Raw genomic sequence first — 20,577 nt, 5'->3', positions numbered from 1 at the left:
TTCTTCCCGTCCCTTTCAATTGCACCCCTCCATCACGCCGACGGCGCACAACGCGTTGTCGGGAATCGGTCCGGCAGGGGCGTGCACGTCGACCCAGTTCCCGTTGCCGGACGCATCGGTCGCGGCGCGGAGGCCCGCGGGCAGCGTCGCGAGAATCCGGTCGATGTTCGCGGCGTTGGCCGCGAGCGTCGCGGTGACGGATTCCAGATTCACGAGCAGCGCGTCGACCTCGGACGAGTTGTCGGTGAGGAACGCTGCCGTGGTGGCGGCGAGGCCGCGCAGATCCTCGACGAGACGGACCAGGGCCTCCTTGCGCGCGGCGAGGATGTCCACCACCGTGGTGGCATTGCGGACCAGAACCGAGACGTCCTCGCTCTGCGTGGCGACCACCGAGGTGAGCGACTTCGCGGAACGCAGCAACGACGTGATCCGCGCATCGTTGCGCACGATCATCTGCGACGTCGCTTCGACGCCTGCCAGTGCGTCGGCGATGTGCCGGGAGTCGGAGGGCATGGCGTCGGTCAGCGTCTGCATCATCGTTTCGATGGATTCGATATCGAGTCCTTCGCTCACAGCCTGTACGTCCGTGGTCAATTCGTCGAGGCTGTAGGGCACCGCGGTGCGGGACAACGGAACACGGCCGCCGGTGAGTTCGCCGGCACCCGCGGGTGTCACCGAGAGATAGAGCTTACCCAGGATGGTCTTGAGTTTGATCTCCGCCGTGGTGCGGTCGCCGAGATCCTGTTTCCGGTCGATCCGGAAGTCGACCAGTATGTGGTCGCCTGCCATCTCCAGGCCCTCGACGCGGCCCGCCGGGACACCGGAGACGTAGACCGGGTCGTTGGGAGCGAGCCCCGCCGCGTTGGCGAATTCGGCGGTATACGACTGTGTCCTGACCAGATACGTCAACTGCGGAAGCGCCAGTGCACCGACCATCACGACCGCGACGACGACCATGCCGATCACACCGAGAAGGATCGGATTCGCATTCCGGTCGTGCCGTCCGGAGAAGATCGCCGCGATCGCGTCCCGCGTCTCGCGTGTCGCGCTCATCGGCACACCTCCGAGTAGGCGGTGCCGAGAAGGTTCGTCTCGAAGTCTCCCGACAGGACCGTGAAGTTGCACATGTAGAGGTTGAGCCAGCCGCCGTAGTCGCCGATCCGATTGAGGCTGCCGGCGAGCGCGGGCAGCCCCGCCATCGCCTCGTCGAAGTTGTCGGTCTGCGGAATCCACGCGTCGGTCATCACCCGCAGATCCGTCACCGCGGTATCGAGTGGGGTGACGGCGCCGGACATCAGTGCAGCAGTGGCCCGTACGGCCGAACTACCTCGATCGACGAGTGCCGCGAGTTGCGCCTCGTCGCCGGCGAGTGCCTGGCTCACGACCGCCATCCCGGAGATCAGGGACGAGACCTCCTCGTTGCGCCGGTCGACGACGGTGACGAGTTGCTCGAGATTGGCGATCACCTCGTTGAAGACCTGCTCCTGTTCGACGACGTCCGCGCTGACCGAGGCAATGTGCAGAAGCAGGGATTCGAGTGTTCCGCCTTGCCCCTGGAACGCCTCCACCACGGAAACCGCGAGGGAATTGATGCGGGCGGGATCGATCGCCTCGAACAGTGGCTTGAAGCCGTTGACCAGCGCGGTGAGATCGACCGGCGGGGCGGTCTGCTCGAGGGGGATGGTCGCGTTCTCCTCGAGCACCACGCCTGTCGTGTCGGCAGGCAGGCGCAACGCGACGTAACGTACGCCGATCATGTCGCCGTAATTGACTTTCGCGGTGACGTCGGTCGTCAGTTGCCGACCGGATTCGATGTCGAAGTGCACTCGCGCACGCGAGCTTCCGTCGTCCTGCGGTGCGAACTCCACACGCGCGACCTTGCCGACACGGACTCCGGCGAGTGTCACGTCGCTGCCGGGAGTGAGCCCCTCGACATCGGTGAACTCGGCTGAGTACTCGCGGGTGGATCCGACGACGGGCTGGTCGAGGGTGTTCCCCACGACGACAGCGGCGAGCACTCCTACGACGCAGAACGCGCCCAGGCGCAGCATCGGTCCGGTCAGGGCACTCACGGGATGCTCACCTCCGCTCCACGAACGAACGGCGCGAGCAGCATCGACGCGGCTGCCGACGGGTCGTCACCGAACTCCGCCGCGTCGGGCGCGATACCCGCGGCGATCTGCTCGAGGTAACGGAGCGGTGCGCGCTCGGCCGATGCGGACCGAATCGAGGAGGGGTTCGGCGCAGGCGTCCGGACCGGATCACCGCAGTTCGCGCCGTCCATGCCCGGGTACCTCGGGCAGTCCGCTGCTGTGTACGGCATCGGGTCGGCGAAATCCGGAACTGCGGTGATGTTGAACCGGCCGGTCGAGAACACCCGGGCGCCGGCACCACCGAAGACGGACAGGTAGCGAAGGGTCTCGTCGAGGCCTGTGGTGTTGCCTGCGAACGCGCCCATCACCGGTGCCCCGTTCCGGACCACCGCGATCATGTTGCCGGTGTTGGCGGACAGCACAGCCGCGCCTTCCTGCCCGAGTGACGCGCCCCCGGACAGCAGTCGGCGGATACCGTCCTCCCGGTCCAGCACGACCTGGGACAGTTCGGACGCGTTCTGCATGATGGCGACGACATCGTCGGTGGCTGCGGAGATCGCTTCGTTCACAGTTGCGAGCTGGGGGGCCGCGGCGATACCCGAATCGACGAGCGGGCCGAGATCGGTTGTCAGCGTGGCCATGCGGTCGATCGTCTCCCCCAGGGCTGTTCCCCGTCCCTGCAATGCCTGGCTCATGGCGTCGAGCGCGACCGAAAGCTGCTCGGGCCGAAGCTGTTCCATCAACTCGGCGGCCCGGTAGTACAGGTTCGCCAGTTGCACGGACTCCGAGGAGGTATCGACGCTCAGTTCCGCCCCCGGCTCGAGTCGCGGTCCGCGCTCGGGTTCCTCCGGCGGCACCAACTCGAGGAACACGTCGCCGAAGAGCGTGCGCGGCACGACGCGTACCCGTACCGATGCCGGAATCTCGGACATCTGCGCCGCGTCGATCTGCATCGTCAGACGGGAACTGGTGACGCCGGCGTCGATTCCGGTGAGGCTTCCCACGTGCACACCCTGGTACTGCACCCCCGCGGAACCGAAGATCAGTCCGGCGTCGGCGGGAAGTGTGGCGGTGATGCGCGGATCCCGTGACAAGGACCCGGCACCGGATGCGACGAGCAAAACCCCGGTAACGACGAGGATCACGGTGGAGACCACACCGATCAGAGCGAGGACCGGGCGGGTCGGACCCGACATCTTGTTCGTCCGGCGTGGGGCGGCGGGCGCGGGCACTGGGCGCGGGACGAGGCGTGCGGACGTCACGAGACTCCCACCCCCGGGATGGTGGGCACGAGACCCCACAGGGCGAAGGTCAGCACGACGTCGGTGATCCCGATGGCCAGGATGCTCGTACGCAACGCCCGCCCTGCGGCACGGCCCACGCCTTCCGGTCCACCTGAGGCGTAGAAGCCGTACGCACAGTGCACGATCGCCACGATCATCGCGAACACGACTGCCTTGATCAGCGAATACCAGAGGTCGGCCGGGGAGAGCGCGAGGTGGAAGTAGTAGTCGTAGGTGCCGGCCGAGTTGCCCTGGAAGTTGACGACGACCAGGCGGGTGGCGACGAACGAGGCGAGCAACCCCACCATGTAGATCGGTACGACGCATACCGCCGCGGCGACGAGACGGGTGCTGGCGAGAAACGGGATCGACCGGACGGCCATCGCGTCGAGCGCGTCGATCTCGTCGGAGATACGCATCGCGCCGAGTTGTGCGGTGAAGCCGGTTCCCACTTTGGCAGCGAGCGCGATGGAGGCGACGACGGGGGCGAGTTCCCGGGTGTTGGCGATCGCGGACAGCATGCCGGACAGGGACGTCATGCCGATCAGCTCGAGTCCTCGCTGCGTTTCGACACCCACCATCATCGCGGCCACCGCGGACATCGCGAACACGATTCCGATCGTGCCGCCCCCGGCGAGCAGCGACGCGTATCCGAAACTGACATCGCCGATGTGGTAGAGCACGTGACGGAAGTACCGCCGCAGCGCAATGGGGATTCCGGCGACCGCTTTCCCGGCGAACACAACTTGCCGGCCCATCGATGCGAACCCGTCGACGGTCGCGGCGACCGGGCGATGCGTCATCGAGCGCGCACGGGTGAAGGTGGTGTACGAGATCATCAGTAGGTGCCCACCGCGGGAACGAGCACGGTGTACATCTGGGACAGAACGGTATTGACGACGAACACCATGACGAACGCCAGCACCACACCTTCGTTGACGGCGTCGGCGACACCGCTCGGTCCGCCCTTGGCGTGGAGCCCCTTGAAGGAAGCGATCAGCGCGGACGTGACGCCGAAGCACGCGGACTTGAACATGGCCGTCGCGAAATCCGACAGTCGACCGTATTCGCCGAGGGTTCTCAAGAACGCCCCGCCGGACCCGTCGTTGAGATAGATCTCGTACAGGTAGCACGCGGTGACACCGACCAGCGTGACGAGGGAACAGAGCATGAGCGAGACGAGTACCGAGGCGAGCAGTCGAGGCACCACCAGTCGTTCGACCACGTTGAGTCCCATCACCTCCATCGCCTCGATCTCTTCCCGGATCGTGCGCGACCCCAGGTCTGCACAGATCGCGGAACCGCCGACACCGGCGAGCATGAGAGCGCACACCAGCGCGGCGGCCTGTCCGACCACGACGAACGAGACGATTGCGCCGGAGTAGGCGCCGGCGCCGAGTTGTCCCGCGAGCGAACCGACCGACACCGCGATCAGTACACCGACCGGGAGCATCAGCAGTAGTGCGGGACCGCTGCAGACCTTCGCGATGAACAGCGACTGGGTAACGGTCTCGCCGAGCGAGAGACGACGGCGGAACAGGACGCGGGCCGTGGCAACCAGGGTTTCGAGAGAGAAGCCGACGAGCGCACCGACCTGGATCGCCAGATCGTGTGCCGGTCCCTTCGGTTTGGGCAGTTCGAACGTCATGTGCCCCCTCTCCTTTCACTGATCCACGGCCCGGTCCCGAACTCGACCGGGTGGCCGGTGCGGAGGGTCAGCCTTGAATCACGGCGGACAATCCGCCGCGGAGTTGGCCCTTGACGACCTTGCCGCTGGCGTTGCGGGGCAACGCCTCGACGATCACGACTTCCTTGGGGTGCTTGTACCGCGCCAAGTGGTCGTCGAGGTAGGGCTGGAGTTCCTCGATGGTGAGGTCGTCGGTGCCGGGTCCGAGCGCGAGCACCGCCACGGGGACCTCGCCCCACTTCGAATCCGGACGGCCGACGACAGCGGCTTCGAGAACCTTCGGGTGCCCGAAGAGGACGTTTTCTACCTCGGCGCAGTAGATGTTCTCGCCGCCCGAGATGATCATGTCCTTCTTGCGGTCGACGACGTAGACGAAACCTTCGTCGTCGACGCGAACGAGATCTCCGGAATGGAACCATCCGCCGTAGAACGCGTCCGCCGTGGAGGACGGGTTGTTCCAGTATTCGCGCATCATGGTCGGCCCGCGATAGACGATCTCCCCGACCTGACCCGGTTCGACGTCGTTCATCTCGTCGTCGACGACACGCGCCTGAATCGTGGGTATGACCCGGCCGACGGATCCGAGCTTGCGAATCGCGTCGTTTCCGTCGAGGACGCACGTGATCGGCGACATCTCCGTCTGCCCGAACACCGCGACATTGAAAGCATCCGGGAAGGATTCGGCCATTGCGCGGAGGATGGTATCCGAACTCGGCGCTGCGCCCCAGGAGATGTTGCGCAGCTTCAGCTTTCGCGGGTTCGACTGCTGGGCTGCGCACACGGCCTGCCACTGCACGGGAACCAGGAACAGACTGGTCACCTGCTCCGCTTCGAGTACGTCGAGGAGCACCTCGGGGTCGAACGCGCCGACGGGGTGGATCACCGTCGTCGTGCCGAGCATCAGGCTCGGTGCGATCGAACCGAGCGCCGCGATGTGGAACATCGGCGACGCACAGAACCCGATGCCGGATTCGTCGAAGAGGCGGAACGCCCGGATGCACGTGAGCGACTGGGCTTCCATGTTCGAATGTGTGAGCACAGCGCCCTTCGGGCGGCCGGTGGTTCCGGAGGTGTACATGATGAGCGCCGGCGTGTCGTTCGGGATCTCCACCGGCGTGCGGGCATCGCCGTCCTCGGCGACGAGGTCGTCGTAACTCACGGCGTCGCCCTCGGGTTCGGCACCGAGGGTGACGAAGAGTTCGATGCCTTCCGACTGTGCTCGCGCAGCGGCGGCGAGCGGGACGAGTGGCCCTTCGGCGACAATGGCTTTCGCACCGGAATCGGCGACGAGGAATGCCACCTCGGGCGCGGTCAAGCGGAAGTTCACGGGGACCGCTATGGCACCGAGCGCATTGGCGGCAAGTACCGTCTCGAGGTATTCGGGGCGGTTGAGCATCAGCACGATCACCCGGTCGCCGAAGCCGATGCCCCGCCGCGACAGCGCATCTGCCAGCTTGTCGATCCGTGCGTCCAGCTGAGACCAGGAGATGGATTCGCCCAGGAATCGGAGTGCGGTGCGGTCGGGAATCATCAACGCGTGCCGGGAGACCTGGTTGTTCCAGTTGTTGCTACGAAAACGCATCGACTCGGTGACAGTCGATCGGGTGCCGGTCGATCCGGGAGTGCCTGCGGGGGGCGCCATCGATAGGTCCTCTCGTGACGGGACAGGAAGGCGAACCGGTGGGAAGCCGAGCCTTCGATGTGTGAGGCACATTACAGGGGCGACGGTGGCAAGACCAGAGTTTTGTTAACGTAGATTCTCCACGGTCGAACACTGACAGAGCGCGATATCCCGAAAGGGAGCAGACCCGAACGACGCGTGTGTTATCCGCTTTCAGCAGCGGCTTTTCCGAATGGCACCGTGCAGCGTGGTGATGTCGCGGTCCGCGACTCACCGTCGGAAAGTGCACGACCTGTTGGAGTATTCCGGGCTACGTGAAACGGGCGGGGCGCTTCTCCAGCATCGCCATGGCGCCCTCGGCGAAATCCGCCGAAGTGAGCAGTTCCACCTGACCTTCTTTCTCCCGCGCAAGCGCGCTGTCGAGCAGTGGGAGGGTCACGGCGTTGAGTGCTTTCTTGGTGAGGGCCTGTGCGCGTCGGGGTCCCCGCGCGGTGCGCGCGGCCACCGCGTCCACGTGTGCCGCGAGTTCGTCGTCCGGCAGTGTCCGCGTCACCAGTCCGAAACGGTCGGCGTCCGCACCACCGATGCGTTCGCCGAGCAGCGCCATCTCGGCCGCGCGAGCGCGGCCGATCGCGGCCGGAACGAGCAGACTCGCCCCACCGTCGGGCATCAACCCGATGTTCACGAAGGACAGCAGGAAGTATGCGCTCTCAGCAGCGTACGTAAGGTCGGCGACGAGGGCGATCGACACTCCGACACCGGCGGCAGGACCGTTCACTGCCGCGATGACGGGAACGGAAACGTCGGTGATCGCGCGGATCAAACCGGTAGTGGCATCCATCGCTACGGTCGGGTCCTGCGGATTCGCCGCTCCCGCAGCGAGATCCGCTCCGGTACAGAATGCCTTGCCCTCACCGGTGATAACGATCGTGCGCACCCGGGTGTCGGTATCGGCCGCCGTCACCGCGTCGCGCAGCGCCGACAACGTCGCCAGATCGATCGCGTTCATTCGCTTGGGCCGGGAAATGGTGAGCCTGAGGATCCCGTCGGCGAGTTCGGAGCGGAGTCCCTCGACGGTGGGCGTTGCGGTCATGCCCCCACCTCCGAGCCGGCGGCCACGAAACCCTGGAGCCGGCTGGTGATGATGTCCTCGGCTTCGGCGACCATGCGTGTGACGAGGTCCGACACCGTCGGTATGTCGTCGATCAGCCCCTGACTCTGACCCGCGCTCCAGATTCCTGCGTCGAGGTCTCCGTCCTCGAACACCTTCCGGCCGCGGGCGCCCGAGACGAGATGCTGGATATCTCCGAACTCCGCTCCGCCCGACTCGATGTCGACAACCTCGCGACTGACGGCATTGGAGGCGACGCGGGCCGTGTTCCGGAGCGTCCGGAAAATGAGCTTGGTGTCGAGTTCGGTATTCCGGACGATCTGCTCCTTGACCTCCTGCGCTACCGGCGACTCGACCGTGCACATGAACCGGGTGCCCATGTTCACCCCTTCGGCACCGAGCGCGAGCGCGGCTACGAGACCGCGGGCGTCGGCGATTCCACCGGATGCGATCACCGGGATCGTGAGCTTGCGGGTAGCGGCCGGGATGAGAATCAGGCCCGGCACATCGTCTTCACCGGGGTGCCCGGCACATTCGAAGCCGTCGATACTCACCGCGTCCACGCCGATCCGTTCCGCTTTGACCGCGTGACGAACGCTGGTGCATTTGTGGATCACCTTGATACCGGCGTCCTTGAAAAAGGGAAGGTGGTCCGCGGGGTTGAATCCCGCTGTTTCGACGATCTCGATACCCGAGTCGACGATGGCCTGCCGGTATTCGGCGTACGGAGGCGGGTTGATCGAGGGAAGAATGGTGAGGTTGACACCGAACGGCTTGTCGGTGAGTTCGCGGGTCCGCTCGATCTCACGCACGAGATCCTCGGGGGTCGGCTGCGTCAGAGCCGTGATGAAGCCGAGCGCGCCGGCATCGGCGACAGCGGCGACCAGTTCGGCGCGGCCGACCCACATCATGCCGCCCTGAACGATGGGATGTTCCACCCCGAACATCTCGGTGAATCGAGTCCTCACGGGTCCCCCTCGGATCCTGGATGTGCTTGTGTCCAGCACGATTCCCTACCTCAATTCTATGAATTGCATGGAGAATCGGTGTTAACTTTGGTGGCTCCTCCGGGGTTTGTCAATACGTTCTGTACTGCGGTTTTCCGCCGATCGCGAGGAAGATGCGCGTTCCTTTCCCCGGGGTGCGGCTGTTACCTTTGAAACCGACCATCCCCCTACGGCCCCGGTCGTGGGCCGCGCTTCACCCCATCCGAGGAGGCCCGGTGCCCGAACACGCGCAGGTCGAGGCGCGCAACCGCGCGGAGGCCGGCTCCGCCACTCCCGCACCGCGCCGCCGGCCCAAGAACCGGAAGGCGCAGATCGCCACCGTTGCCGCCGAGGCCTTCAGCGAACGCGGCTACCACGGAGTGAGCATCGACGAGATCGCGTCCGCAGTCGGCATTTCCGGTCCCGCGCTGTACCGGCACTTCCCGAACAAGTACGCGCTCTTCCACCACGCCGTCGCCACGCTCGCCGACGCGCTCGAAGGCGCACTGAACGAGCTCGATCCGGGGGACGACCAGAATCCGGCCGACGTGCTCGACCGGCAGCTCACCTCGCTCATCCGGACCACCGTCGACAACCGGCGCACCGGGGGTCTGTATCGCTGGGAGCGGCGGTACCTCACCAGCGACGACCGCAGCGTGATCCGCTCGAAGATGGTGGCGATCAACAGGCGGCTCGCGCATACCCTCTCCCGTCTGCGACCCGATCTTTCCGATTCCGACCACGTGTTGCTCAGCACGGCCGTGCTCAGTGTCATCGGCTCGATCACCACCCACCGCGCACCGTTGTCCACCCGTCGCATCCAGCAGTTGCTGCTCGATGCCTGCCGCGCACTCGCCGCGGTCCCCCTCGTACCGGATCTCCCGGAAGCCGACCCGGCGCCCGCACCCCAGGGCCTCACCATGGCGAACAAACGCGAAGTGCTGCTCCACGAGGCCGTGCTGCTGTTCGATGCCCGCGGTTACCACGAGGTGAGCATCGAGGAGATCGGGGCGGCGGCGGGCATCAACGCCTCCGGGGTCTACCGGCACTTTCCCAGCAAAGCCGAACTTCTCGCAGCCGCGTTCCGGCGCGCCGCCGATCGGGTGGCGGTGGCCGTGGGCGCGGCCCTGACCGAGTCGACGACACCGGCCCAGGCGCTCGAGACCCTCAGCGACTTCTTCATCCGGCTGTCGTTCGAGCACAGCGCCCTGATGTCGGTGTATTTCGCGGAGATCGGGAACCTTCCGGCCCATCACCGCAGCGACCTGCGGAACATCCAGCGACTCAACATCGAGGACTGGGCGCGGCTCATCGGGGAACTGCGCAGCGACCTGTCGCCGGTGGAATGCCGCTTCCTCGTGCACGCGGCCCTCAACGTCGTGCTCGACACCGGCAACCTCCTGCGATTCCGGTCCACCGCATCCACGCGGCGCCGAGTGCAGCAGTTGATGCTCGCGATACTGCTCGGCACACCCCGGCCGGAAGCACAGCACGGATGAGGCGCACGGCGACGGCAGCAGTTCTCCGGACGTACGGGGCCCCGTTGCAACTCGAGCAGGTCAGCGTCCCCGATCTTCGTCCCGACGAAGTCCTCGTGCGCATTCGTGGCGTCGGAATCTGTCACACCGACCTCACCGCGGCGGCCGGGGGCGTCCCCATTCCGGTGCCCGCGGTCCTCGGACACGAGGGCGCCGGCGTCGTCACCGAAGTCGGCACGGCGGTGACGCGACTCGCGGTCGGAGACGCGGTGGTTCTGGGTTTCGATTCGTGTCGGCAGTGCCGCAATTGCACACGCGGCCGACCCGCGTATTGCGCCCGCTTCGCCGGGCTCAACTACGGCGGTACCCGGAGCGACGGCACGACTGTTCTTCAGGACGCGAACGGCCGTGCCCTGCACGGCAACTGGTTCGGGCAATCGTCCTTCTCGTCGCTGGCGGTGGTCACCGAGCGCAATGCGGTGCGGCTGCCCTGCGACGTACCGGTCGCTCTCGCGGGACCTCTCGGATGCGGGCTCGCCACCGGCGCGGGCACGGTCCTCCGGGTTCTTCGGCCGGAACCCGACTCGTCGATCGTGGTGTTCGGCCTCGGTGCGGTCGGGATGGCCGCGATCATGGCCGCCCGCATCGCGGAGTGCACCACCATCATCGGTATCGACCCCAACCGTCGCCGGCACGACCTCGCGCGCGAACTCGGGGCCACCGAGGTGGTATCGCCCGACGAGCACGACGACCTCGGCCGTCATCTCCGTCGTCTCACGGGCGGCGGAGCCGATTTCGCGGTCGAAGCCGTCGGGACCGAATCGGTTGTTCGGCAGGCGTTGTCGTCGTTGGGCAGTCCCGGCGTGTGCGCGACACTCGGCCTGCAGGCAGGCCGCAATCCCATCACGGTCGATCAGACGCATCTGCTCGGCGGGCGCACGCTGACCGGAGTGATCGAAGGTGACACGGATCCTCATCGGTTCCTGCCCGAACTCGCGGACCTGTGGCGTGACGGCCGTTTCCCCGTCGAGAAACTGGTCCGTACGTTCGACTTCACAAAACTCGACGACGCCCTCGATGCCGTGCGCTCGGGCGAGGTCGTCAAAGCAGTTCTGACCTTCGACAACTAGAGGAGACGACATGGACGTAGTTCGGCACGTCGCGGACCTTCGCGCCCGCACCGAGACAATCGATCCGCGCGAACTCGACGCGTTGTGGCCGCGTCTCACGCCGGCACGGATAGACGATCTCGTCGGATTCCGCTGGAAAGGGTTCAGCTTCGATACCGGCCATCGCACCCACGGGCTTCTCGGCGCGTCCCGGTGGTACGGGAAGACGTTCGTCTCACCGACCGAGGTGCAACCCCTGGTGTGCCGCGGCGAGGACGGGGAACTGTTCTCCGACAAGGAAACCGGTCGCGGAGAGGCGAGCCTGTGGGAAATCGTGTTCCGGGGCGAGGTGACCGCGACGATGGTGTACGACGGCATGCCCGTCTTCGACCACTTCAAGAAGGTCGACGACGACACACTGATCGGTGTGATGAACGGGAAGGGAAAACTCGTCTTCGACGGCGGAGAGCACTACTGGTTCGGACTCGAGCGCGACGTGGCTCTCTGAGTTCTCCGTCAGATGAGATGCTGCTGCGCTGCCATGCGGCGGCGCATGTCGCGCAGGTAGTACGTCGCCGACAACTGCCGGATCGGCCTCGGGACGAGGCGATAGAGCGGGGGAAAGACCTTCCAGAAGAGGTCGAATCGGCGCTGGTCGCGCCGACTCCACGGAAGGGCGAACTCCTCTCGCAACCGTTGCGGCAGAAGGCCTATCGTCATGAACCGCTGCAGGGGCATCAGCGCGCGGACTGCGAGGGGGGCGTCGCCACCGGAAAGCAGGTGGCGCGTGAAGGCACGAACCTTCGCGTCCACCTCGAACGACGCGATCTTCTCGTCCCAGTACGCCTCGAAGTCGGCTCGCGTGGCCGGCCACATGTGTTCCTTGACCTGAAGCGCGGTTCCGTACACCGCCGATTGGCGATACAGGTGCTCGAGGTCGTTGTCGCCGAGTTCGCCGAAGATGCGCGAGTACATCTCCGCACCATTGCGGTACAGCGTCGCCGCCACCCACAGCTGGAGTTCGGGATCGAACGCGTTGTACGTCTCCGAATGCACCGGCACATGGGCCTTGTTGACCATCCGCACGATCTGCTGCTTCTCCTCGGGGGAACCGAGGGTGACCGCGTAGACGTAGGTCATGGTGGTCCGCAGCCGGTCGAGCGGCCGTTGCAACGTGGTGCTGTGCTCGGCAACGCCGTGCCCGACTCCTCGCTCCCCGAGTTGCAGGAGAACAGTGGCCCCCGCTCCGAGGAGCAACATGGACTCACCCACGAAATCGGCGAGGTCGACGGAGCCGGGCGGAATCGGGCGGGACTCGGTGGCGACGCGGGGTGCGCCCTCTCCGGTGCGGGTCACCATGAGCTCTCCTGACGGGAATACGGATGCAGCACGATCATTCGAATTGTGCACACCCGTATTCAGATAGGCAAGCGCCGGTCCTACACCCCCGGCCGGTCCGTCACCATCCGTCGGCGATGCTCGACCAATCTCTCCGCCGCGTCGTCGAACTGCACCAGGGTCTGCGTGATCACCTCGTTGTGATCACGGACCCGCATCGCCTCGATGAGCTTGGCGTGCGCCGCGACCGCCTTCGTCCCCCACCCGGTGTCGCGCGCATAGAGGCGGTACGGGATGACACGTGCCGCATTGTTGAGGAACCAGGCGAGTTTGGGACTACCCGCGATGCGGTTGACCTCACGATGGAAATCGAACTCCGCGTCGGCGATCCGCTCCACATCCGGCACCGCGCCGCCGGGAAGAGCGACGAGCGAGCGCAACCGCTCGTTGAGTTCCGCGAGCCGCACGAGATCCTCGGCATCGACCCGATCCACGGCGCGCAGCGCCAGTTCCACCGCGATCTGCCCCTGCAACCAGAAGATGTCGTCGATGTCGGACCTGTTCAGGGGCGAAACCCGGTAGCCGCGATTCGGCGCCGACTCGACCATTCCTTCGCCTCGCAGCGTGAGGAGCGCTTCGCGCACCGGCGTGACACTGACCCCGAGTTCGGCGGCCGTCTCGTCGAGGCGGATGAAATCTCCGGGCCGGAGCGCGCCCGACATGATCGACCCGCGCAGGTGCCCGGCGACCTCGTCGGACAACTGCGGTCGCCGGCGCATCGGCGACCCCGCCCGCGGCCGGATCCCGCCCCGCTCACTGGCCTTGTCGGTGCTCGGTGTGGGTGCCGACATATCGTCTCCTGGAGTAGTCCGGACAACTGCACACAGGGGTTGTCCAATCACCGCGACAGCGCCTAATGTGATGTCCACTACAGCTATCACATCAAATATATTTGATGCGGTCCACAGGAAGTGTCGGTCATGACCCAGAATCTCAGTCCCTCGGAGACCTCGGAAGCGGGTACCGCGCAGGCGGTTGCCGCCTCGGAAAACTCCGACACGTTCGCCAGCCTCGACCCCCGCACCGGTGAGGTGATCGCCGAGTATCCGATCGCCGATGCCGCAGAGGTTGCCGCCGCGGTCGACCGCGCACGGATCGCCTCACGCTGGTGGGAGGCGCAGGGATTCCGCGGACGCCGGGAGTGGCTGCTCGAGTTCAAGAAAGCCATCGCGTCCGATGCCACCTCGCTCGCCACCGTCGTGTCGAGGGAGACCGGAAAGCCGTACGGGGACGCGTTCCTCGAAGTCCTGCTCGCCGTCGAACACCTCGACTGGGCCGCGCGCAACGCGAAGAAGGTGCTCCGCCCGCGCAGGGTCCCGTCGGGCGTCGCAAGCTTCAACCAGGCGGCCACCCTCGAGTACAAGCCGCTCGGCGTGGTCGGTGCGATCGGGCCGTGGAACTACCCGGTCTACACGCCGATGGGTTCCATTGCGTACTCGCTGGCGGCAGGAAACGCAGTCGTCTTCAAGCCGAGCGAACTCACGCCGGGCGTCGGAAAGTGGCTCGAGGACAAGTGGAACTCGATTTCCCCGTCCCAGCCTGTGTTCCAGGTGATCACAGGTCTCGGGGAAACGGGCTCGGCGTTGGTCCGATCGGGTGTCGACAAGGTCGCGTTCACCGGATCCGGTCCCACCGCACGCAAAGTCATGGCCGCGTGTGCCGAGACGCTGACCCCGCTCGTCGCCGAGTGCGGCGGTAAGGACGCAATGATCGTCGCGGCCGACGCCGACATCGACAAGGCGGTGGAATTCGCCGCCTTCGGTGCGTTCGGCAACGCCGGCCAGACATGCGCGGGCGTCGAACGGATCTATGTCGTCGAGCCTGTCTACCGCGAGTTCCTCGACAAGCTCACCGCGACCGTCTCCCGCGCACATCCGGGCGGGGACACCGATTCGACCTACGGCCCGATGACTCTGCCGCGCCAGGTGGACGTCGTACGCGGCCATATCGAAGATGCGCTCGCGAGCGGCGGCAAAGCGGTACTCGGCGGCCTCGACTCGATCCAGGGTCTCGTCATCGGACCCGTCATCCTGACCGACGTCCCCGAGACGTCCACGGCCGTGTGCGAAGAAACCTTCGGCCCCACGGTGGTGGTCAACAAGGTTCGCGACCTGGACGAGGCGGTCGATCGCGCCAACGGCACCGAATACGGTCTCGGGGCGTCGATCTTCATCGGCAACAAGTCCAAGGGACGCGAGCTCGCCGAGCGTCTGCGCAACGGCATGGTGTCGATCAACTCGGTGCTCGGGTTCGCCGCTATCGCGTCGCTGCCGTTCGGTGGCGTCGGCGAGTCGGGCTTCGGACGCATTCACGGCGCCGACGGTCTTCGCGAGTTCAGCCGCCCCAAGTCGGTCACGGTCGAGAGGTTCAGTTCCCCACTGAAACTGATGAGCCTCGAGCGGCCGGCGCGTGACCTGAGGATTTCCGAACTCATGCTCAAGTACATGCACGGAAGGTGACCGGATGACGACCACTCCCCCGCGCACCCGCAGCCGCAAGGCGGCAGTCGTGGCGAGTCCGGCGGCTCGTATCGAGAAGGCAGGAACGTTCGCGCCCCCGGACCGCGAGCCTCGCCCGCGGCGGGGTCGCATGGGGTGGGTCAAGGTCATCGAGAAACTCGACCCGGTGACGCAGCACCAGGACATCCACCGGATCACGGCCGGGTACGAATTTCCCTGGGACTACCAGCGTTCCCTCGAGTTCGCGTTGTTCCGTACCTACTGCGTTCCCACCATTTCCGCACTTCTCGCCCGCACCGGTGAATTCGAGAAGCGCCCGCAGAAGCGTTACGACGACACAGCCCTGCTGATGGCCGAACTCGTCGAGCACGGATACGACGCCGAACGCGGACGCGAATCGCTGCGGAACATCAACCGCATGCACGGCAAGTACTCGATCGACAACGACGACATGCTGTACGTGCTGTCGACCTTCGCGTTCGACCCGCTCGACTGGATCGACAGGTACGGGTGGCGTCGACTCCACCCGAACGAACGACTCGCGTCGTTCCACTTCTACCGGCAGGTCGGTATCCGCATGGGTATCAAGGACATTCCGGAGACGTTCCAGGAGTTCTACCGGTTCAAGCAGGAGTACGAGCGGACGAGGTTCGTCTACAGCGACGACAACCATGCCATCGGGACCTACACCCTCCGGCTGTTCCGGTCCTGGTATCCGAAGCCGCTGCGCGGTGGAGTGGAGAAGGTCGTGTACTCCCTGATCGACGACCGGATGGCCGCGGCGTTCGGATTCCCGAAGGGCTCGGCGCGGATGCGGGCGGTGTCCGAGGGTGCGCTGCGCGCACGGTCCGCACTGGTCCGCCGCTTCCCGAAACGACGGGCGTCGCTCTCCGCGAGCAACCCGAGCAACCGGACCTACCCGGGTTACCCGCTCGGATACCGTCCGCGTGACCTCGGTGTAGAGAACTGAGAATCCCGAAGCGCGAACGTGTGCGCACGTCGAGCATCGCCGACGAGGGAGCGCCCGCTGGGGCTGCCTAGCTGTTGCGGGACAGGAGGTTGATGACGCGCGAAACGGCAACGCGGGCAACCCTCTCAGGCTGCTGACGCTGACTCGATGATCTCTGCTAGGAGGGATCCCGTGCGCAGTAGGGCGAGTGTGCGTTGGGCGATGTTGTCTAGCCGCGCGTCGAGCGCAGCGAGCGAGTAGCTCGCGTCAGCGAGGTCGCGGATCGCTGTGATCGCCTTTTGCACATCTGGAATGCGGTAGCCGCCGGCACGGAGTGCTGCGGTGATGCGCGCTTCTCGGATGGCGGTGAGGGTGTAGCGCCGCGCTGTCCCTGCTCGTTTTGCGACTCGGTCGGGTGCCACCAGGCCGGCCTTCTCCCAGAAGCGGAGCGTCGAGGCCCTGACTCCAAGGGCCTGCGACAGTTCAGTGATGGTCATGGCGTCGTCTTCAACGGGCTTAGCCTCGGTCGTTGCTTCCTCGTTGATTGACTCCAGCGCATGCCGTGCTGCGAGTGCCTGCTTTCGCTCGGCGTTGAGCCTGGCATGGAACCCGCAGATCAGCGCCGCAGCTTGGTCGCGCGGTTGGAGTCGAATGTCCCGCATGGCGCGTCGAGCCTCGACGGGACCTACCGCGGATGCGAGGTCGCGGTAGGCGCGCAGGTGTCGTATGTGTTCTGCAGTGAACCACCGGTACCCGCTGGGTGACCTGGCTGCAACGGGGATCACGCCGCGAGCCTCCAGATCGCGCACCTGCTGGGCTGAGTATCCCGCGGCTGACGCGGCGGCGGCGGTGGTCATGAGTGTCGCTTCGTCCGCTCGCATCGTCTCAACCCTCCATAAGCACTTCAAGTGCACGCTTGAACCATGAGTATGGACGAACTGCTAGAGACAATCCGAGCCTTCGACGGGGTGCTCGAACTTGCCCCCGATGAGAGCAGCGCCTTCCCAGCGATCGCATGGGGTGACCACTTCTTCTACTACGCACCCGACGGCCAGGTGCCGACGCGTGAGCAGCCTTACGCCACCATCGTGACGAAGAACTACCCGGATGACGCCCTGTCCGGACTCGATGAGCCCGATCGTTGGCGACTCAACATTCACGTCGGCACCGACGTGTTCATCGAGCTTGTCGGTGAGGCCCCCCGCTCAGAGGCGGGAACGTGGGATTACGCCGCCACCGACATGGTTCTTCCTCACCCCGTGTACCGCGGGCAAGGTTGGGTGTCGATCGTCAACCCGGGCGCGAGCACGCACGGATTGGCTGCCGGCCTTCTGCGACAGGCGCACGAGGCTGCCCATCGCCGGGCGGCGCGGCGAAGCGCCTCCACGAGGCCCAACGCGGCTCCAGGTCAGGGGTGACGACCGGTGACACACCGCAACGCACCGCTTTCAGCTGAGGGTAGACGCAGGCTGATTGAGCGATGCCGCACCCGCCCCATCGCCCACGTAGCAGCCGAGATGGGCATCTCCCGTGCCTGCGCCTCGAAATGGGTAAACCGGTGGCGACGCTACGGCGAGGCTGGACTCCGGGACCGCACGTCCACGCCACACCGAAGCCCCAGCGCAACACCGGCGTGGGTAATCGCGAACATAGAGTCCTGGCGCCGCGAGCAGAAGTGGTCCGCCCAGCGCATCACTGATGAACTCGCCGACCGCGGATTCGGCATCAACCGGCGCACCGTCACTCGGCACCTGACCAGGCTCGGGCTCGGCAAGCGGAAGTTCATCGACCCGGGCGGCGAGAACAACCGCAAACCCGGGAAGATCACTGCTCGCTGGCCCGGCCACATGGTGCACCTCGACGTCAAGAAGGTCGGGCGGATTCCGGACGGAGGCGGATGGCGGATCCACGGTCGCGACAGTAGCGAGGCCAAAGCCGCCGACCGGGCAAAATCAGCAGGGGCGAAGCGCGGTTACGTCTACCTTCACTCAGCTGTCGATGGGTTCTCGAGACTCGCGTACACCGAACCGCTCGCCGACGAAAAGGGTGCCACCGCCGCCGCGTTCCTCGGTCGAGCCAAGGTCTGGTTTGCCGCACACGGCATCGACCACGTTCACCGGATCGTCACCGACAACGGGGCCTGCTACAGATCGGGCGACTTCGCAAGAATCGTCGGCCAGAAGACCCGACACCAGAAGACCAAGCCCTATACGCCACGGCACAACAGGAAGGTGGAGCGCTACCAGCGCATCCTGGCCGAGGAACTTCTCTACGCCCGGGAGTTCACCAGCGAGGACGCCCGCACATCTGCCATCGCGGTCTGGAACATTCACTACAACTACCACCGTCCACACAGCGCGGCCGGCGGCCGCCCACCGGCGTCACGGCTCCGGGCCGGTGTCACCAACGTCCAGCCCTCCTACACCTAGCGGCTCGTTGGTGTAGACGCCACCTCGACAGCCATGACACCCTTCGCTCAACAGCCGGCGATGCCGTCGATCAGAACTCGCACCCGGGAGGAACGCTCAGCCCCATTCAGTCACGATCATGACTGAGCTGACCGCAGAAGATCGCTGACGGTATGAACGTTCTCGGCCCAAGCGTTAGAACTCGCAAGCCGTGGGTATTACCCAGGCAACAAAAGTGTTGCACTTATAAGTGCAAGTGGCTACCGTCGGGGTGAACGTAGGAGGTGTAAGCGATGGACGCGGTGATCGATCGTGGCGTCGGGAAGACGACACTGACAGTGACATCGAATCAGGTATCGCAAGCGGGAGCGTTCAACCCTGCGGATCTTCTGTCGGTCGTGCCTGCAGAGTTGGCCAGGATTCTCGTCGAAGTCGTGCAGACCGTCGCTGCGGGCGGCACGGTGACTATCGGTTCGATGCCGGATGAGTTGACCACTACGTCTGCAGCAGATCTACTCGGCGTCTCCCGGCCTACGTTGATGAAACTGATACGGGAGGAGCAGATTCCAGCGCACAAGGTTGGCACCCATACACGGCTGAATACCGCCGATGTCCTTGCCTACCGCGATCGGCTGCGCGAGCAACAACGGGCCGCGTTTCAGGATTTGCGCGACTTCGAAGAAGCAGAGGACCTGGATTACTAAACTACTGACGGCCCGGGAGTTCGATATGTGCGGTAGTGGCGCCTATTGTCACTCGCGTGAGCTCACGAGTGCCGAACGTGCTGCCAGACGCGAACGTACTGTATTCGCGGACCCTGCGGGACTGGCTCTGTTTGCTGGCAAACAGGTCTGGACCGCCGCTTTTTCACTTGCGCTGGACCGAGGACGTCATGGCGGAGTTGGTATATCACCTGCGCAAGAAGCACCCGAACTTCTCCGATCATCAAATCGGGGGAGTTCGGGACAATATTGTTAAAGTCGCTGTACACGGCCGAATCAAAGGGTACGAGATCGACCCGGGCCTCGCTTACACAGACAAGTACGACGCACACCTGCACGCCGCGGCAGAACACGGCGACGCTCAGTACGTCATCACGAATGACGCCGGATTCCACGAATTCGCCTCAGGGCACGATGAACTTCTCGTCTATGAGGTCTACACCCCCGACGACTTCTTCATGCTCGTCTATCGAGACGCGATTTCCACAGTCCGAGTGGCAGGTCCCCGATAGTCGGTCCGGTCGGTTCTAGAGCCGATTCCTACTTGCAGTCGATCAGTCGATCTCACACGCCACCGGCTGGTGCCGGTGGGTGCATCCGGCAGCGTACTCGGCAGGAGTTCGGTACCCCAGCGCCGAATGACGGTGCCGGTGATTGTGGTCGTCCTTGAAGTCCTCGATCACCACCCGGGCCTCGAGCAGAGTGGGCCAGTAGTTTCGGTTGAGACATTCATCGCGCAACCGGTTGTTGAACGACTCGATGAACCCGTTGTTCCACGGCGTGCCCGGCGGAATGTAGGACATCCCGACCGACCCAGCACAGAAGTCCCGCAGCGCTTCCGAGATGAACTCCGGCCCATTGTCCATCCGCAGCACCAGCGGCGGCCCACCCCACATCGCGAACGCCTTCTCCAAGCCCTCGATCAACCGGTCGGCGGTGATCGAGCGGTCCACGATGTTCAACAACGACATCCGGGTATGTTCGTCGACCATCGACGCGATCTTCACCGTCTTGCCGTCGACGGTCGAGTCGAACTGGAAGTCCAATGCCCACACCACATTCGGAGCATCCGCGTCGACGATCGGAACCGAGGACAGGCCGGCACGTTTGCGGCGTGGAGCACGCCGGACCTGCAGCCCTTCTTCCTTCCACAGGCGGTGGATCTTCTTCTTGTTCAACTCGATGCCCTGGTCGTAGCGCAGCCACGCCCATGCTCGCCGGAAGCCGTGCCGCGGATGCTTGCGGGCATATCTGCGCAGCTCTGCGCGCAGAT

Annotated in this window: 21 protein-coding genes; 9 read left to right on the top strand and 12 right to left on the bottom strand. The window is 65.2% G+C overall.

Annotated features, from left to right (window positions below):
* Positions 1 to 15: 15 nt before the first annotated feature.
* The 8 genes from ACFWBU_RS11495 to ACFWBU_RS11460 all read right to left on the bottom strand — a co-directional run bounded on the left by ACFWBU_RS11495 (position 16) and on the right by ACFWBU_RS11460 (position 8,763).
* A complete protein-coding gene (locus tag ACFWBU_RS11495) occupies positions 16 to 1,053 on the bottom strand; it encodes an MCE family protein (protein WP_378528311.1) in 1,038 nt (345 codons plus the stop codon).
* Positions 1,050 to 2,072 carry an MCE family protein gene (locus ACFWBU_RS11490; protein ID WP_169653006.1) on the bottom strand — a complete coding sequence of 341 codons (1,023 nt, stop codon included), beginning with the start codon at positions 2,070 to 2,072 and terminating at the stop codon, positions 1,050 to 1,052. Before ACFWBU_RS11490 ends, ACFWBU_RS11495 begins: the two co-directional genes overlap by 4 nt.
* Complete coding sequence (locus ACFWBU_RS11485) at positions 2,069 to 3,289, bottom strand: MCE family protein (protein ID WP_378528310.1); 1,221 nt, start codon at positions 3,287 to 3,289, stop codon at positions 2,069 to 2,071. Before ACFWBU_RS11485 ends, ACFWBU_RS11490 begins: the two co-directional genes overlap by 4 nt.
* A 62-nt stretch (positions 3,290 to 3,351) precedes the next feature.
* Positions 3,352 to 4,215, bottom strand: coding sequence for an ABC transporter permease (locus ACFWBU_RS11480; protein ID WP_169622596.1), 864 nt, complete (start codon positions 4,213 to 4,215; stop codon positions 3,352 to 3,354).
* Positions 4,215 to 5,024 (bottom strand): MlaE family ABC transporter permease, encoded by an 810-nt coding sequence (locus ACFWBU_RS11475; protein ID WP_378528309.1) that lies wholly within the window; start codon positions 5,022 to 5,024, stop codon positions 4,215 to 4,217. Before ACFWBU_RS11475 ends, ACFWBU_RS11480 begins: the two co-directional genes overlap by 1 nt.
* Before the next feature lie 67 nt (positions 5,025 to 5,091).
* Positions 5,092 to 6,645, bottom strand: a complete 1,554-nt coding sequence (gene fadD5 / locus ACFWBU_RS11470) for a fatty-acid--CoA ligase FadD5 (RefSeq protein ID WP_378528348.1) — start codon at positions 6,643 to 6,645, stop codon at positions 5,092 to 5,094.
* 349 nt (positions 6,646 to 6,994) lie between these two features.
* Entirely contained in the window at positions 6,995 to 7,777 is a 783-nt protein-coding gene (locus tag ACFWBU_RS11465; protein ID WP_378528308.1) for an enoyl-CoA hydratase, read from the bottom strand.
* Complete coding sequence (locus tag ACFWBU_RS11460) at positions 7,774 to 8,763, bottom strand: nitronate monooxygenase family protein (protein WP_296549607.1); 990 nt, start codon at positions 8,761 to 8,763, stop codon at positions 7,774 to 7,776. Before ACFWBU_RS11460 ends, ACFWBU_RS11465 begins: the two co-directional genes overlap by 4 nt.
* Before the next feature lie 254 nt (positions 8,764 to 9,017).
* Here ACFWBU_RS11460 and ACFWBU_RS11455 point away from each other — a divergent pair, with 254 nt between their 5' ends.
* From ACFWBU_RS11455 to ACFWBU_RS11445, 3 genes are read left to right on the top strand one after another with little or no spacing between them, the layout of a single operon-like run.
* Complete coding sequence (locus tag ACFWBU_RS11455) at positions 9,018 to 10,280, top strand: TetR/AcrR family transcriptional regulator (protein WP_346765397.1); 1,263 nt, start codon at positions 9,018 to 9,020, stop codon at positions 10,278 to 10,280.
* Positions 10,277 to 11,389 carry an NAD(P)-dependent alcohol dehydrogenase gene (locus ACFWBU_RS11450; RefSeq protein WP_378528307.1) on the top strand — a complete coding sequence of 371 codons (1,113 nt, stop codon included), beginning with the start codon at positions 10,277 to 10,279 and terminating at the stop codon, positions 11,387 to 11,389. Before ACFWBU_RS11455 ends, ACFWBU_RS11450 begins: the two co-directional genes overlap by 4 nt.
* A 10-nt stretch (positions 11,390 to 11,399) precedes the next feature.
* Entirely contained in the window at positions 11,400 to 11,876 is a 477-nt protein-coding gene (locus tag ACFWBU_RS11445) for a DUF4334 domain-containing protein (RefSeq protein WP_169622590.1), read from the top strand.
* 8 nt (positions 11,877 to 11,884) lie between these two features.
* Here ACFWBU_RS11445 and ACFWBU_RS11440 read toward each other — a convergent pair whose 3' ends face one another.
* Positions 11,885 to 12,727, bottom strand: coding sequence for an oxygenase MpaB family protein (locus tag ACFWBU_RS11440; RefSeq protein WP_378528306.1), 843 nt, complete (start codon positions 12,725 to 12,727; stop codon positions 11,885 to 11,887).
* Positions 12,728 to 12,807: 80 nt separating this feature from the next.
* Positions 12,808 to 13,557 (bottom strand): GntR family transcriptional regulator, encoded by a 750-nt coding sequence (locus tag ACFWBU_RS11435; protein ID WP_378528305.1) that lies wholly within the window; start codon positions 13,555 to 13,557, stop codon positions 12,808 to 12,810.
* Positions 13,558 to 13,686: 129 nt separating this feature from the next.
* Here ACFWBU_RS11435 and ACFWBU_RS11430 point away from each other — a divergent pair, with 129 nt between their 5' ends.
* Positions 13,687 to 15,225, top strand: coding sequence for an aldehyde dehydrogenase family protein (locus tag ACFWBU_RS11430; RefSeq protein ID WP_378528304.1), 1,539 nt, complete (start codon positions 13,687 to 13,689; stop codon positions 15,223 to 15,225).
* Between the two features lie 4 nt (positions 15,226 to 15,229).
* On the top strand, positions 15,230 to 16,195 hold the full coding sequence (locus ACFWBU_RS11425) for an oxygenase MpaB family protein (protein WP_378528303.1): 966 nt from the start codon (positions 15,230 to 15,232) through the stop codon (positions 16,193 to 16,195).
* Between the two features lie 125 nt (positions 16,196 to 16,320).
* Here ACFWBU_RS11425 and ACFWBU_RS11420 read toward each other — a convergent pair whose 3' ends face one another.
* Positions 16,321 to 17,031 carry a MerR family transcriptional regulator gene (locus tag ACFWBU_RS11420; protein ID WP_378528302.1) on the bottom strand — a complete coding sequence of 237 codons (711 nt, stop codon included), beginning with the start codon at positions 17,029 to 17,031 and terminating at the stop codon, positions 16,321 to 16,323.
* 66 nt (positions 17,032 to 17,097) lie between these two features.
* On the opposite strand from ACFWBU_RS11420, the gene ACFWBU_RS11415 reads away from it, so the two are divergent.
* The 4 genes from ACFWBU_RS11415 to ACFWBU_RS11400 all read left to right on the top strand — a co-directional run bounded on the left by ACFWBU_RS11415 (position 17,098) and on the right by ACFWBU_RS11400 (position 19,816).
* On the top strand, positions 17,098 to 17,592 hold the full coding sequence (locus ACFWBU_RS11415; protein ID WP_378528301.1) for a DUF6194 family protein: 495 nt from the start codon (positions 17,098 to 17,100) through the stop codon (positions 17,590 to 17,592).
* A 6-nt stretch (positions 17,593 to 17,598) separates the two neighbouring features.
* On the top strand, positions 17,599 to 18,603 hold the full coding sequence (locus tag ACFWBU_RS11410) for an IS481 family transposase (protein WP_378528300.1): 1,005 nt from the start codon (positions 17,599 to 17,601) through the stop codon (positions 18,601 to 18,603).
* A 272-nt stretch (positions 18,604 to 18,875) separates the two neighbouring features.
* Complete coding sequence (locus tag ACFWBU_RS11405) at positions 18,876 to 19,286, top strand: helix-turn-helix domain-containing protein (protein ID WP_169622586.1); 411 nt, start codon at positions 18,876 to 18,878, stop codon at positions 19,284 to 19,286.
* 56 nt (positions 19,287 to 19,342) lie between these two features.
* Entirely contained in the window at positions 19,343 to 19,816 is a 474-nt protein-coding gene (locus tag ACFWBU_RS11400; protein ID WP_378528299.1) for a PIN domain-containing protein, read from the top strand.
* Between the two features lie 42 nt (positions 19,817 to 19,858).
* Here the strand turns inward: ACFWBU_RS11400 and ACFWBU_RS11395 are convergent.
* The coding region (locus ACFWBU_RS11395; protein WP_378528298.1) for an IS3 family transposase at positions 19,859 to 20,577 on the bottom strand (719 nt) is incomplete at its 5' end.

This window comes from Rhodococcus sp. NPDC060084 (assembly GCF_042730335.1).
Lineage (GTDB): Bacteria > Actinomycetota > Actinomycetes > Mycobacteriales > Mycobacteriaceae > Rhodococcus.
The sequence above is the reverse complement of the archived record's forward strand: the minus strand, read 5'-3'. Positions and strand labels throughout refer to the sequence as shown.

Bases quoted from the DNA above. Each gene is read 5' to 3' on its own strand.
- ACFWBU_RS11495 (WP_378528311.1), bottom strand. From the start codon at position 1,053: ATGAGCGCGACACGCGAGACGCGGGACGCGATCGCGGCGATCTTCTCC.
- ACFWBU_RS11485 (WP_378528310.1), bottom strand. From the start codon at position 3,289: ATGTCGGGTCCGACCCGCCCGGTCCTCGCTCTGATCGGTGTGGTCTCC.
- ACFWBU_RS11480 (WP_169622596.1), bottom strand. From the start codon at position 4,215: ATGATCTCGTACACCACCTTCACCCGTGCGCGCTCGATGACGCATCGC.
- ACFWBU_RS11475 (WP_378528309.1), bottom strand. From the start codon at position 5,024: ATGACGTTCGAACTGCCCAAACCGAAGGGACCGGCACACGATCTGGCG.
- fadD5 (WP_378528348.1), bottom strand. From the start codon at position 6,645: ATGCGTTTTCGTAGCAACAACTGGAACAACCAGGTCTCCCGGCACGCG.
- ACFWBU_RS11465 (WP_378528308.1), bottom strand. From the start codon at position 7,777: ATGACCGCAACGCCCACCGTCGAGGGACTCCGCTCCGAACTCGCCGAC.
- ACFWBU_RS11450 (WP_378528307.1), top strand. From the start codon at position 10,277: ATGAGGCGCACGGCGACGGCAGCAGTTCTCCGGACGTACGGGGCCCCG.
- ACFWBU_RS11445 (WP_169622590.1), top strand. From the start codon at position 11,400: ATGGACGTAGTTCGGCACGTCGCGGACCTTCGCGCCCGCACCGAGACA.
- ACFWBU_RS11440 (WP_378528306.1), bottom strand. From the start codon at position 12,727: ATGGTGACCCGCACCGGAGAGGGCGCACCCCGCGTCGCCACCGAGTCC.
- ACFWBU_RS11435 (WP_378528305.1), bottom strand. From the start codon at position 13,557: ATGTCGGCACCCACACCGAGCACCGACAAGGCCAGTGAGCGGGGCGGG.
- ACFWBU_RS11430 (WP_378528304.1), top strand. From the start codon at position 13,687: ATGACCCAGAATCTCAGTCCCTCGGAGACCTCGGAAGCGGGTACCGCG.
- ACFWBU_RS11425 (WP_378528303.1), top strand. From the start codon at position 15,230: ATGACGACCACTCCCCCGCGCACCCGCAGCCGCAAGGCGGCAGTCGTG.
- ACFWBU_RS11420 (WP_378528302.1), bottom strand. From the start codon at position 17,031: ATGACCACCGCCGCCGCCGCGTCAGCCGCGGGATACTCAGCCCAGCAG.
- ACFWBU_RS11415 (WP_378528301.1), top strand. From the start codon at position 17,098: ATGAGTATGGACGAACTGCTAGAGACAATCCGAGCCTTCGACGGGGTG.
- ACFWBU_RS11405 (WP_169622586.1), top strand. From the start codon at position 18,876: ATGGACGCGGTGATCGATCGTGGCGTCGGGAAGACGACACTGACAGTG.